This window comes from Streptomyces sp. NPDC048696 (assembly GCF_043198895.1).
Lineage (GTDB): Bacteria > Actinomycetota > Actinomycetes > Streptomycetales > Streptomycetaceae > Streptomyces.
In genome coordinates this window covers 381314-394976 of record NZ_JBICVJ010000001.1, presented here as the reverse complement: position 1 = coordinate 394976, position 13663 = coordinate 381314, and the positions used below count along the sequence as shown (strand labels likewise).

The window sequence follows — 13663 nt, the reverse complement described above, 5'->3', positions numbered from 1 at the left end:
CTAGTACTGGCGCAACGACGGCCAGAGCGTGGACCACGGCTGGTGCGGGCCCTCGCACAGTACGACCTCCGCGTTCTGCTCCTGGTTGCCGATGCCGTGGCCGTTGTCGATCCGGTCTACGGTGCGGCAGTCGGGGAAGCGCCGTTGCAGGCGGTGCCGACCGTCGGCCTGCTCGACCAGGAGGACGGGACCGTCGGAGCCGTCCGGGGGCGGACCCCAGTCGTACAGGCTCATGTGACCGGAGTAGGCGATGGGGAGCCCGTAGGCGGGTCCGTAGCGGGCGAGGGCGCCCGCCTCGCCGTAGTTCGAGGTGAGCAGGACGGCGTGGGCGCGCGATGCTGCGGGGATCGCGGTCCAGGCGGCCGCGACGGTGCGGGTGAATCGGGGCCAGCCGACCTGCTCGCCCTGGTCGACGTCGACGGCGTTGGTCACGGCGACCGCCGGGACCGGCAGCACGGGCAGCGCGGCCAGGGCACTGGTGGCCGCCGCCAGGAGCAGCATGGGTGTGAGGGTGCGCCAGGACCTGCGGGCACGGCGGACAACGGGTTCGCAGCCGGCCGCCGTCACGGCGAGGAGCAAGGGAAGCGGGTAGTACGGCTTGCCACCGCCGACGAGCACCAGAACGCAGAGCACCGGATAGGCGAGCGCCAGCGGCCGGGCCCAGCGCAGCTCGTCATCGCGCAGCAGTCGGAGCAGGCCCACTATCGCGACCGGAACGAGGACCGGGGAGAACTGGAGCAACTGGAGCGGCAGGAAGAGCAGCCGCCCCGACACCCCGCTGACGTGGCTGAGAACCCGGGCCACCTTCAGCTCGGGCCAGCCGTTCGTGGCCTGCCACCACAGCGTGGGCGCGCAGATGAGGAGCGCGAGGACCAGCGCGAGCAGCGGTCCGAGCAACACTCGCGCACCGCCGGGCCCGGGCCGCCGTACGAGTTCGCGCCAGGGACGGGTGGTCAGCGGACCGAGCAGCAGTGCGACGAGCAGTGCGAGCACCAGGGATACGACGAGCTGCTTGTTGAGCAGCGTCACCCCGATCGCCACGCCCAGGGGCGGCCACCAGCGGCCGTCCCGGGTCCGCAGCAGCCGGAGCGTCAGGAGCAGGACGCCCAGCTCGGCGGTGAGATCGAAGGTGCTGGTGGACAGCAAGTGGCCGATGGCCAGGACGTACCCGGAGCAGGCACAGCATCCCGCTGCGAAGATCTGCGCGCCTCGGCCCGCTCCCAACTCCCGGGCCAGCAGGGCGGTCAGCACCACGGAGCACGCGGAGAGCAGCGCGGGTACGACCCGTAGACCTGTAGGGCTCGCGCCGAAGGCGGCGGAACCCGCCCGGGCGAGCAACGGTGTCAGCGGTGGCTCGTCGACGTAGCCCCAGGCCGGATGTCGGCCGGCGAGCAGGAAGTAGAGCTCGTCACGATGAAAGCCGTACCGCCCGGACAGTGAGACCAGCACTGCGGCGAGAACGGCCGCCAGCAAGGCGACCGGCCTTGCCGCGAACGGTCTCAACGCGAGCGGCCGTCGCGGACCGACCCGTCCATCCCCCCGAATGTCCACCGCCGCAGTGTGGCAGCCGCGACCGGCGCGGCCAAGGCGGCTGCCGCAGATCGTCACGTGGGTTGGGAGGTTCCCCGTTCGACGCGCTCCCGCCACTGGCGCATCCCGCGCGGGGCCTCCTCACCCCTGTTCGTCCTGCACGAAGGTTCCGTACGCGGGCTTCCCGGCCTTTTCATAGACGCAGTACTGCATGCCCGTACCGCTGGCGTGGGATTCCGTCAGCGTCCAGGCGGTCGGGGCGGCGCCGTCGCTGAAGAGCCGCTTGCCGGTGCCGAGGATCACGGGGCTGATGAGCAGCCGGTACTCGTCGACGAGATCGTGCCGCTGAAGTGTGCGGATGAGGTCGCTGCTGCCCTGCGTCATGATCACGCCGTCGAGCTCGTCCTTGAGCCGCGCGATCGACTCCGCGGCCTCGCCCTCCAGCAGATGGGAATTGTGCCACTCCAGTGCGCGCAGGGTGCGCGAGGCGACGTACTTGGGCATGGCGTTGAGCTTCACGGCGATGGGGTTGTTCTCGTCGGTGACGCGGGGCCAGTACGACGCGAAGATGTCGTACGTCCTGCGGCCGAGCAGGAGATGGTCGGCGGTCTCCTCGAAGATCCTCGTCATGAGGGCCCCGAAGTCGTCGTCGGCGTAGGGAACCAGCCAGCCGCCGTGTTCGAAGCCCGCGTCGACGTCCTCACCCGGCCCGCCGGGAGCCTGCATGACACCGTCCAGGGTGACGAACACGGTAACGATGAGTTTGCTCATGGCCCGGCCTTTCACATACGAAGCGGAATGTCTGTACTCGGATTGACTCCCGGGTCGCCGAAATCTCATCGCGGGCATCCACCTAATGCGCACGAACGCAGGTCGGCGTGAGCGATGAGTTCGGGCGGCGGATCGGGTCTGCCTAGGTATGACCCGAATCATCGCTGACATCTCGGTCTCTCTCGACGGCTTCGTGACCGGGCCCGACCCCGGTCCGGACAACGGTTTGGGGACCGGCGGCGAGGCCCTGCACACCTGGGCGTTCTCCGACGATCCCGACGACCGCCGGGTCCTGCGCGAGGGGACCGCACGGTCGGGCGCCGTCGTCCTCGGCCGTCGGCTCTTCGACGTGGTCGACGGGCCGGACGGCTGGGACGACGAGGTCGGCTACGGCGCCGCCGAGGTCGGCAAGCCGGCGTTCGTCGTCGTGACGAGCTCGCCACCGGAGTCCGTGCGGCTCACCGGCCTCGACTGGACGTTCGTCACCACCGGCCTGCCCGACGCCGTCGCCGCCGCGCGGGAGCGGGCCGAGGCGGCGTCGTCGGACCGTGGCAAGGACCTCGACGTCGTCCTCATGGGCGGCGGCGCCACGGTCGGCTCGGCGCTCGACGCCGGGCTGGTCGACGAGTTGAGCCTGCACCTCGCGCCCGTCGTGCTGGGCGCCGGAACGCCACTGTTCACCGCCGGAACACCGCGCACGCTGGTACAGCGGAGCGTGATCCAGACATCGACCGCCACGCACCTGAGCTACGACGTCCTCTGAGGGCGACGTTTCGTACCGGCGGCTTCTTCTCCTGGGACGGGACGCCCGTGCCCTGGTGATCGGTCATCAGCCATCGGTCATGGACCGTAAACCGGTGTCCCGGCAACCGCGCTGCCGCGACCATGGAGCGGATACCGACACGCACCAAAGAAGGAACGCACCATGCCAGTGCCCGCCGACCCGACGGTCCTCCATCCGATGCCCGGGCAGCCGCGGGTGGTGCTGCTGAAGCCGCTGGTGAAGTCCCCGCTGATCGAAGTCGGGGAGTACTCCTACTACGACGACCCGGACGACGCGACCGCGTTCGAGACGCGCAACGTGCTCTACCACTACGGGCCGGAGAAGCTGGTCATCGGCAAGTTCTGCGCACTGGGGACGGGTGTGCGGTTCATCATGAACGGCGCCAACCACCGTATGGACGGCCCCTCGACGTTCCCCTTCCCCACGATGGGCGGCTCCTGGTCCGAGCACTTCGACCTGCTCACCGGCCTGCCCAACCGGGGTGACACCGTCGTCGGCAACGACGTCTGGTTCGGCCACGGTACGACGGTGATGCCCGGCGTACGGATCGGACACGGCGCGATCATCGCCTCCGGCGCCGTGGTCACGGGCGACGTGCCCGACTACGGCATCGTCGGCGGCAACCCGGCGCGCCTCATCGGCACCCGCTACGACGACCACGACATCGCCCGCCTGCTGGCCGTGGCCTGGTGGGACTGGCCCGTGGAGCACATCACCGAGCACGTACGGACGATCATGTCGGGCAGCATCGTCGACCTCGAAGCCGCCGCCCCGCAGACCCCGCACGCGTGACGCCCGCCCGCATGACGCCCGTACGGAAGTGACCGTGCGGGCGCATCGGCCCGAGGGCGCACCCCGCGCGCCGCCGACCTCATCGAGGACATGCCGGCCTGGGCCTTGCCCGCGGCAGTCGGGGGCCGAGGCGGTGGTGCCTCGGCCCCGACACGCGCCAGCCAGCCTCATTCGTTCGGAACTTGACTGACAATGACACACCTATTGACGTAGCTCGTTCAGGAAATTTATGGTCCCTGGACCCTCGCAAGGCGAACCAGAGTGACGGAGAACAATGACGTACTCCTTTGGTGTGCGGCCGCGTGCCGCCCGGCTTACCGCGGTGCTGCTGGCCGGAGCGCTCGTCACCTCCGCGTCGCCGGCGGCGTCGCAGCCGGTGCGGAACGCCGCCGCCCCGACCGCCGCCCCGACCGCGACCTGCCGCGACAGTGACGACTGGACACTGGGCACCACCCGTCCGGACGCGGCGGACACCCATCATGCCTTCGTCGGCAACGGCTACCTGGGGCAGCGCGTGCCGCCCAACGGTGCCGGATACGCCGACAGCGAGGCCAAGACCGGCTGGCCGCTGTTCACCCCGCGCTACGACGGCTCCTTCCTGTCCGGCCTGTACGCGCACAACAAGCAGACGGCCGGGGGCCGGCAGGCCGTCGCGGCGCTGCCCAACTGGACCGCGCTCAACGTCACCACGGGTGGAGCGAAGAGCGATACCTTCAACTCTTCGACACAGCCTGGCCGCATCTCCCACTACCGCCAGTCGCTCTTCCTCCACTGCGGTGTGGTGCGTACGTCGCTGACCTGGACCGCCGCCGACGGCCGCCGGACCGACCTCGTGTACGACGTGCTCGCCGACCGCGTCGACCCGCACGTGGGCGCCGTACACATGAGCATGACGCCGCACTGGAGCGGTGAGGCGACCGTCACCGACATGCTGGACGGTCGCGGCGCGCGGCGCATCCAGCAGACCGGCGGTGGTGACCGGACCACCCGGCACGGCAGCGGTGGCCCCACCGCACCGGCCATGGACGTGGCGTTCCGTACGGACGGCACGAACGTGGACGGAGCTCTCGCCTCCACCCTGCGCCCCGAACGCGGAGTGCATGAGGCCAAGGCCCAACAGGCAGGCCAAGCAAAGAACATGACTGTGCGTCAAGAACTCACCCTGCCCGTCCGGAGCGGCCAGTCGTACGACTTCACCAAGTACGTCGGCGTCGACACGGCGCTGACCTCACGCGCGCCGCGCCACGACGCCACGGCGACCTCGCGGCGTGCCGCCGACCGTGGCTGGGACGCCCTGCTGCGCTCCCACACCGCCGCCTGGTCGCGGCTGTGGCGCAGCGACATCGAGGTGTCGGGACAGCCCGAGATGCAGTCGTGGGTGCGGTCCGCGCAGTACGGGCTGCTCTCCAGCACCCGCGAGGGCGCGGCCAACAGCATCGCGCCGACCGGCCTGACCAGCGACAACTACGCAGGCCTCGTCTTCTGGGACGCCGAGACCTGGATGTACCCGGGCCTGCTCGCCACCCGGCCCGAGCTCGCCAAGTCCGTGGTCGACTACCGCTACCGGACCCTCGCGGGGGCTCGCGAGAACGCCCGAAAGCTCGGTTATCAAGGGCTCTTCTACGCCTGGAACAGCGGAAGTTCGGGCGATCTGGCCCACGAGTGCCACAGCGTCGACCCGCCGCACTGCCGCACCCAGATCCACCTCCAGGCCGACATCTCGCTGGCCACCTGGCAGTACTACCTGGCCACCAAGGACACGCACTGGCTGCGCGAGCGCGGCTGGCCGGTGCTGCAGGGCATCGCCGAGTTCTGGGCGGGCCGCGTCAGCCGCAACACGGACGGCAGCTACTCCATCAAGGACACCGCCGGTCCCGACGAGTACAGCAACGGCGTCGACGACGCGGTCTTCACCAACGCCGGCGCCGCCACCGCCCTGCGCCACGCCACCCGCGCCGCCGAACTGCTCGGCAAGCAGGCCCCCGCGCAGTGGAACGCGATCGCCGACCGCATCCGGATCCCGTACGACGCGAAGAGCAAGGTCTTCCAGCAGTACGACGGCTACCGGGGCAGCACCATCAAGCAGGCCGACACGGTCCTGTTGATGTACCCGCTGGAGTGGCCCATGCCCAAGGGCGCCGACGCCGCCACCCTCGACTACTACGCACAGCGCACGGACCCCGACGGCCCGGCCATGACGGACTCCGTGCACGCCATCGACGCGGCCGGAATCGGCGAACCGGGCTGCTCCACGTACACCTATCTGGAGCGTTCCATCAAGCCGTTCGTGCGCGGCCCCTTCGGACAGTTCTCGGAGGCGCGCGGCGACAAGGCGGGCGCCGAGGACCCCCTGGCGGGCTCGCCCGCGCACGACTTCCTCACCGGCAAGGGCGGCTTCCTACAGGTCTTCACCAACGGCCTGACCGGCATGCGGATGCGCGAGAACCGCCTCCACCTCGACCCGATGCTGCCCCCGCAGCTCGACCGTGGCGTCACCCTGCACGGCCTCACCTGGCAGGGGCGCACCTACGACATCGAACTCGGCGCCCACCGCACCGTCGTGCGCCTCACGGACGGTGCGCCGATGACCATCGACACCCCCCAGGGCGAGCAGATCGTCAGCGAGGGAGCCCCGGCCGTCCTCAAGACCCGCCGCCCCGACCTCGCACCCACCACCAACGCGGCCCGCTGCACCACCGCCACGGCCACGTCCGAACAGCCCGGTATGTACGCGGGCGCCGCGGTCGACGGCAACACGGCCACGGCCTGGGTCCCGGACGGTGCGAGCGGCACACTGACGACGGACCTGACCAGGCCCGTCCGCATCAAGAAGGTCACCCCCACCTGGACCGCCACCAAGCCTGTTTCCTACAGCGTCGAGCTCTCCCTCGACGGACGGCACTGGCACCGCGTGGCGGCGGGCGACGCGCCGCTCGCCCGCTACGTACGGCTGACGGTGCACGGTGACGCCCAGGCCAAGACGCACCCGGGCGTCGCGGAGCTGACCGTGAACTAGGTCTCTCCGACGGGTCGGTTCGAGCCCGCGAGACATCCCGGGATATCCCGGGACGGGCGTGGGACGCCCATCCAGGTTGCGGTGCCGGCGGCGCGTTCGCCAGAGTCGGCCGTGCCGCCCGCCACCGCTGCTCCCGACTCGTCGAGCCGAGTCGGGAGGGGGACCGGGTGCGCCGTCGCGGTGTCGCACATGGCGACCTTCGCACGTCCAAGCATGTCTCACGGACAGGGAACCGATCATGACTCTCAGCAGCAAGCTCGCCAAGAGCGCCGTCGCGCTGGCCTTCGCGGGCGCGGCCACCTTCGGTGTCGCCTCGTCGGCGAATGCCGCGGAGGGGTCCAGCCACTACATCGGCGACGGCTACACGAACAACACGCACGGTGTCTGGTGCCTCCAGGAGAGCCTCAACTACTTCCAGACCCACTACAACCAGGGCGACTTCTACGGTGTTCACATCCCGACCGTGTCGCAGGACGGGATCTGGGGTCCGCAGACGAAGCAGGCGGTCATCGCCTTCCAGCAGATCGAGCACATGCGTGACTCGGGCGTCTCGGTGGACGGAGTGGTCGGCCCGATGACGGGTGACCACGTCATCGCGGACGGCGACCCGTACTACACGGGCGGCGGCGCGAACGACACCGCCTACTGCTTCGCCTACCTCCCGACGACCTACAACTGACCGTCGCGGGAGACCCGGTCTCCCAGAAACCCCTGCCACCGGCAGGAGACGTTTACCCGCATGACAAACCTGGGCCAGGACCTGACAAGGTTCTGGCCCAGCCAGAAAAGGGTGGGACTTCGCGATCGTCGCGTACTACCCTCCCCGGATGCCTCAACTCCCTGGTGACGAGCCCCTGTCGGACCGCTCGCGTTCGCTGTGGCGCGATCGCGAGTTCGGTGTCTTCTGGGCCGCGCAGACCCTTTCCGTCGTCGGCGACTCGTTCGCGCTGGTCGCTCTGCCGCTGCTGGTGCTGCACGCGACGGGGTCGGTCGCGCAGATGGGTCTGCTGACCGGTGCCGCGGGCGCGGCCGCGGTCGGCGCGGGGGTGTTCGCCGGGGTCGTCGTCGACCGGCTGGACCGCCGGAAGCTGCTGATCGCGTGCGATCTGGTCCGGCTGGTGCTGTACGCGCTGATCCCGCTGGCGTGGGCGCTCGGCCCGCAGATCTGGCTGCTGTACGTGGTCCTTCCCCTGGCCGAGGCCGTCGGGATGCTGTTCTCCGTCACGTATGTCACCGCTGTACGGGCGCTCGTGCCGGGTGACCGCATCACGGAGGCCAACGGGCGGCTGAACGCGACGGCCGCGGCGGCCGGGGTCGTCGGACCGCTGCTCGCGGGCGTGGTGGCGGCCTGGCTGGGACCGGCGGCGGCCGTCGCCGTCGACGCGGTGAGCTTCGGGGTGTCGGCCGTCTGTCTGGGTTTCATACGGTTCAAGGGCCGCACGGAGCAGTCCGGTGACACGGCGGCGCGTGGCCCCGAGCGGGAGTCGATCGGCAAGGAGTTCGCCGCCGGGGTGTCGTTCCTGCGGCGGCATCCGGTGCTGCGGAGCCTGACGCTTCTGCTGTCGGGCTTCAGCTTTCTGACCCTCGGCCTCAACGACCTGATCATCTATCACCTCAAGCACGACCTCGGCCAGGGCGACAGCGCGGTCGGCACCGTCTTCGCGGTAGGAGCCCTGGGCACGGTCGTCGGCGCGCTGTTCGTCGCCCGGATCCGCCACCGGCTCGGCTTCGGTGTGACCTGGACCGGTGGCGTCGCGGTCTGCGGGCTCGCCCTGGCGGCGATCGGCTCGGCCGCGAGCGTGGCCGGCATCGCGGCCCTGACCGCGGTGTTTCTGGGATGCGTCAGCGTCTCGGGGACCTGCTCGATGTCACTGCGGCAGGAAGTGACTCCGGACCACCTGCTCGGCCGGGTCACCTCGGCCTTCTGGACCATCCACTACTCGGCAGCCCCCATCGGCGCGGCCGTCCTCACCTGGGCCGCGCAGCGGTACGGCACGGGCGCGGTGTGTGTCATCGCCGGAGGGTGCTGTCTGCTGATCGCGGTGCTGGCGCTGTTCACCCCTGTGCGGGTGCGCCGCCCCGAGCAGGCCGGACCGGTCGCGACCGGCCCTGTCCCGCACGGGCCCGGCACGGAGTCGGCCCGTAGTGGATCATGTGAGTCATGAAGGGTGGGACTGACAAGCTCCGGGAGTGGCAGGAGGCAGCCGCTCGGGCGGCGTGCCAGGAGAGCCCGCACGAGCGGGCGGCCGCGTGGGCATCGCTGTTCCAGGGGTCGGAGCCCGGGCCGTCGGAGCGAGTGCGTGAGTCGTGGGCGCATGGGCTGGCGCTCAACCCGTCCACCCCTGATGACCTGTGCGCCCGCCTCATCGGACTGTCGCACTATCTCCTGTGGCGCCGTCTGCCGGCGGCGGTCGTCGAGGCGGCCATCGTCCACCCGGAGCGCAAGGTGCGGCAGCTTCTGGCCGAAGTCCAGCCGTGCCTCACGCCTGAGCAGTGGACTCGCCTGATCCTGGGCGAGCGGGAAACCCGGCACCGCTGGATCCTCACCCTGCTCGCGGCGGATCGGCGCGCCGAGCTCACCGATACCGCGTACGAGCAGCTCGCCGCGGACCCAAGCGCGCACGTCCGCAAGGAGGCGGCTCGCCTTCATGCACTGCCCGTACGGATACTGGCCGGCCTGACGGCCGATGACGACGCGTCCGTACGGGCCTTGGCGTGCAGCAGGGCTTGGCCTCATCTGGACACGTCGGCGAGACGCGGGCTTCTCCAGGATCCCTCTGACAAGGTGCGCATGGAGGCTCTGTTCCAGCACCACCAGGAGCACCCGATGCCCCGATCGGTCTTCGAGACCGAAGCACTCAAGGACGGCGCGGTGGATACCTGTCGTCTGGAGCGCGGCCTCGCCGAACACCTGGCCCACCACGGCGAACCGGCCCAGCGCCGCGCCCTCGCGTGCAACCCGCACCTGGACCCGGACCTGGTCGGCCTCCTCGCCCAGGACGCCGACGTGAACGTCCGTTCCGTGGTGGCCAAACGCTCCGACCTCACCGAGGAACAGCGTGCGGGCATCCCCATCGTCTTCGACCCGCGCGGTCACTCCCACTCCCTCGACTGGGTCACGGCGCTGCACGAGGATCCGGAAGCCATGCGCCGCTTGGCCTCCTCCTCCCATCCCCTCGTACGCAGAAGCGTCGCCCGGGCCAGGCACCTCCCGCCGGACGTCGTCGAACTCCTCGCCCGCGACGACGACCGCGTCGTCCAGCTCTTCCTCGCGGAATCCTGTGACGACGCGCCCGCCGACATGCTGTTGCGGGTATGGCAGTGGTGGACCGGCAGCCTGACCACTCCCGACCGCCCCCACGGCCACCCCAACTTCCCCCGTCGCGACCTGCTCCGCTACGCCGACGAACAGAACCCAAGAATGCGTCAACTCGCCCTGGACGACCCGGATTCGACGGCGGAGCTGGTGGAGAGGTTCAGCCGGGACAGCGATGAGGAAGTACGGCACCGGGCCGCGTCCGACCCACGGCTGACACCCGAGTCGGCCGTTCGGCTGCTCGACGACCCGCACGAGCGCGTACGCCGCGCGGCCGCCCGGCATCCGGGACTGCCCGCCCGGGTACTGATCCGCCTGCTGCGGGACACCGACACCGCACAGCTCGCGGCACAGCACCCGGCGCTGCCCATCCCCGTGATGGAACAGCTGCTCCAGCGAATCGAGCCCGCGGCCGGCGCGATGGTGTGAATTGCTGCTGGATGGGAGCCCTTGCCCGGTCAGCCGTGCTTCATCCCGTTCCTCCCGCCTGGCACCGCTCGTCCATGCTGCCCGCGCAGGCTCGGCGGACCCCAACTGCCCAGGAATTGCCGCCGGTTTACCCGCGCTCTCTTCACAAGCAATGTGACATGTGCAATTTTTCTGGCTGCGGCCACCGCAAGTCGCGTTCAAGCCAACGGATCAGCACGGCCCGCGGGTCATCGGGGGCTGCCCGGACACGCCCGTACGCACAGGGCGGCCCGGGTGGTTCCGGCGGCTCGCGGGATCCCCCACCGCCGCGCGCCGCAGCGCGGCATTCACTCCGCTGGGAGGCGGCACGTGAACACCCCACCAGTAAGACCGATACGACCAAGAGGCAGCCTCGGCGGCCTGTTCATACTCGCGCTCGCACTGTGCCTGTCGATAGTCATGCTCGCCCAGGCGGGCCGCGCTGTCGCGGACGATCACCAAGGGTCGGCCCCGCGGCCCGCGAAAGGCGCGGCGGCTGGGCCCGAGGCGCACGCCGCCCCGCCGCCGGTCGGCTCGGCCGCGGCCGTCACCGACCGCGCGGACGAACGCCGCACCCCGGTCGACGCCACTCACCGGCCTCCGCAGAACCCGGTCCCGTCCCGCACCGCCCCGTCGAAGCCGAGCCGTGCGAAGGGCCTGACCGCGGCCTCCTGCACCCCGGCCGACTTCGGCAGCCGCAGCGGATCCGCCCTCGTCGCGTTCGTCCAGGCGTCGAGCACGGACTGCGTCAACACGCTGTTCGCCCTGACCGGCACCGACGCCCGCAACGCGTTCCGCGAAGCGCAGATGGTCACCATCGCCAACGCGTTCCAGAACACGGCACGGACCTACCCCGGCGACAACTCCACCCAGGTGTGGCAGCTCGTGCTGTTCCTGCGCGCCGGGTACTACGTGCAGTACAACCACGCCTCGGACGTCGGACCGTACGGCGCGAGCCTCGCCTCGGCGACCGAGGCCGCGCTGGACACCTTCTTCGCGTCCTCGCACTCCATGGACGTGAGCTCCGCCAGCGGCGACGTCCTGGGCGAGGTCATCATCCTGACGGACAGCGCCACCGAGCAGGCTCGCTATCTGAAGACGTACCAGAAGGTGCTCAACGGCTACAACAGCTCCTACGACGCGTACTGGAGCATGGACGTCGCCGTGAACGACGTGTTCACCCCGATCTTCCGCGGCCACTGGAACCCCGCGTTCATCACGGCGGTGACCACCGATCCGAGTCTCATCGACACGCTGAGCGCGTTCGCGCACAACCACCTGGCCAAGCTGAACGACGCCTGGTTCTACCTCGACTCCAACGCCGGTACCGAGACCGCGCGCTTCCTCGACACCCCCGCGCTGCAGGCCAAGGTCAGGCCGCTGGTCAAGGGCCTGCTCGGCGACTCGGCCATCACCGGCGCGACCGCACCCCTGTGGGTGGGCGTCGCCGCCATGACCGACACGTACGACAAGGCCCAGTGCTCGTACTACGGGACCTGCGACTTCGCCGGTCAGCTGACGGCCGCCGCGCTGCCGATCACCTACCACTGCGACGCCGCCCACACCTTCCGCGCCCAGTCCCTGACCAACGCCGCCCTCGCCGCGGCCTGCACCAGCCTCCAGGGCCAGGACGCGTACTTCCACAACCTCGTCAAGGACAACGGCCCGGTGGCCGACGACCACAACACGACCATCGAGATCGTGACGTTCGCCAGCCCCAAGGACTACCAGACGTACTCCGGCTGGATCTTCGGCAACAGCACGAACAACGGCGGCGAGTACCTGGAGGGCAACCCCTCCGACCCGGCCAACCAGGCCCGCTTCCTCTCCTACGTCAAGAGCGTGGGCGACGGCTTCCCCGCCGACATCTGGAACCTCAACCACGAGTACACGCACTACCTCGACGGCCGCTACGACATGGCCGGCGACTTCAACGCCGGGCAGGCCGTCCCGGACATCTGGTGGATCGAGGGCTTCGCCGAGTACGTCTCCTACAGCTACCGCGGCGTGCCCGACACCGAGGCCATCGCCGACGCCGCACAGCACACCTACGCACTGAGCACCCTGTGGCAGAGCACCTACGCCAACTCGGATCTGACCCGCACCTATCCGTGGGGATACCTGGCCACCCGCTACATGGTCGAGAAGCACCCCGCCGACGTGCAGAACATGCTGGCCAAGTTCCGCACCGGTGACTACACCGGCGGATACGCGGTCTACAACACCGGCATCGGCACCCGCTACGACGCCGACTTCAACGCCTGGCTCGACGCCTGTGCCGCCGGAGCCTGCGGCAGCACGAGCAACGGCCCCAAGGCCGCCTTCGACGCGTCCGTCTCCGGGCTGACGGTGAACCTCACCGACAAGTCCACCGACACCGGCAGCACCGTCACCGCCCGCTCGTGGAACTTCGGCGACGGCACCACGTCCACGGCGACCAACCCGTCCAAGACCTACACCGCCCCCGGCACGTACACGATCTCCCTGACCGTGACCGACGCCAAGGGCCTGACCTCCACCGCCACCAAGTCCGTGACCCTCAGCGGCGCCCTGCCCGCCTGCACCGGCGCCGACACCCGCGCCCTGGGCCAGAACTGCTCCCGCTCCGGTCGCTCGGCCAATGCGGGCGACCTGGACTACCTGTACGTCTACCTGCCCGCCGGCACCGTGACCCTGCACATCACGACCGCCGGAGGCACGGGCAACGCCGACCTCTACTACAACCCCAACGGCTGGGCGACCCCGTCGGCGTACACCGCCCGCTCGACCAACGCCGGGAACACCGAGAGCATCACCGTCACCAACACCACCGCCGGATACCGGTACATCAGCCTGTACGCGCAGACGGCGTTCAGCGGCGTCACGGTCACCACGGCCTACTGAGGTCCGAACAGGCAGCCCTTCGGGTTCGCCCCTGCTCGCCCGTCCGCCTGCGCGGGCGGGCGAGCAGGCGTGCCCGAGGCGCCCTGTTCAGGGCCGCCCGTGGTATGGCAGGCTCCGCTCGGAC

Annotated in this window: 9 protein-coding genes; 7 read left to right on the top strand and 2 right to left on the bottom strand. The window is 70.1% G+C overall.

The features are described 5' to 3' along the window. Nucleotides 1-1473: an ArnT family glycosyltransferase gene (locus ACGFRG_RS01785; protein WP_393260306.1), complete on the bottom strand. Its 1473-nt coding sequence runs from the start codon at nt 1471-1473 to the stop codon at nt 1-3. Between the two features lie 198 nt (nt 1474-1671). After that, on the bottom strand, nt 1672-2301 hold the full coding sequence (locus ACGFRG_RS01780; RefSeq protein ID WP_393260303.1) for a dihydrofolate reductase family protein: 630 nt from the start codon (nt 2299-2301) through the stop codon (nt 1672-1674). A gap of 148 nt (nt 2302-2449) precedes the next feature. On the opposite strand from ACGFRG_RS01780, the gene ACGFRG_RS01775 reads away from it, so the two are divergent. From ACGFRG_RS01775 to ACGFRG_RS01745, 7 genes are all read left to right on the top strand, one after another. Further along, complete coding sequence (locus ACGFRG_RS01775) at nt 2450-3064, top strand: dihydrofolate reductase family protein (protein ID WP_361416934.1); 615 nt, start codon at nt 2450-2452, stop codon at nt 3062-3064. 162 nt (nt 3065-3226) lie between these two features. Further along, complete coding sequence (locus ACGFRG_RS01770) at nt 3227-3877, top strand: CatB-related O-acetyltransferase (protein ID WP_393260301.1); 651 nt, start codon at nt 3227-3229, stop codon at nt 3875-3877. A 274-nt stretch (nt 3878-4151) separates the two neighbouring features. Beyond that, on the top strand, nt 4152-6893 hold the full coding sequence (locus ACGFRG_RS01765; protein WP_393260298.1) for a discoidin domain-containing protein: 2742 nt from the start codon (nt 4152-4154) through the stop codon (nt 6891-6893). Nucleotides 6894-7131: 238 nt separating this feature from the next. Next, nucleotides 7132-7572, top strand: coding sequence for a peptidoglycan-binding domain-containing protein (locus ACGFRG_RS01760; protein WP_361416925.1), 441 nt, complete (start codon nt 7132-7134; stop codon nt 7570-7572). A gap of 148 nt (nt 7573-7720) precedes the next feature. Then, entirely contained in the window at nt 7721-9058 is a 1338-nt protein-coding gene (locus tag ACGFRG_RS01755; protein WP_393260295.1) for an MFS transporter, read from the top strand. Further along, complete coding sequence (locus ACGFRG_RS01750) at nt 9055-10638, top strand: PE-PGRS family protein (RefSeq protein WP_393260292.1); 1584 nt, start codon at nt 9055-9057, stop codon at nt 10636-10638. The genes ACGFRG_RS01755 and ACGFRG_RS01750 overlap by 4 nt, the downstream gene beginning before the upstream one ends. 438 nt (nt 10639-11076) lie before the next feature. Beyond that, nucleotides 11077-13539 (top strand): collagenase, encoded by a 2463-nt coding sequence (locus tag ACGFRG_RS01745; RefSeq protein WP_393260290.1) that lies wholly within the window; start codon nt 11077-11079, stop codon nt 13537-13539. The last annotated feature ends 124 nt before the right edge of the window (nt 13540-13663 follow it).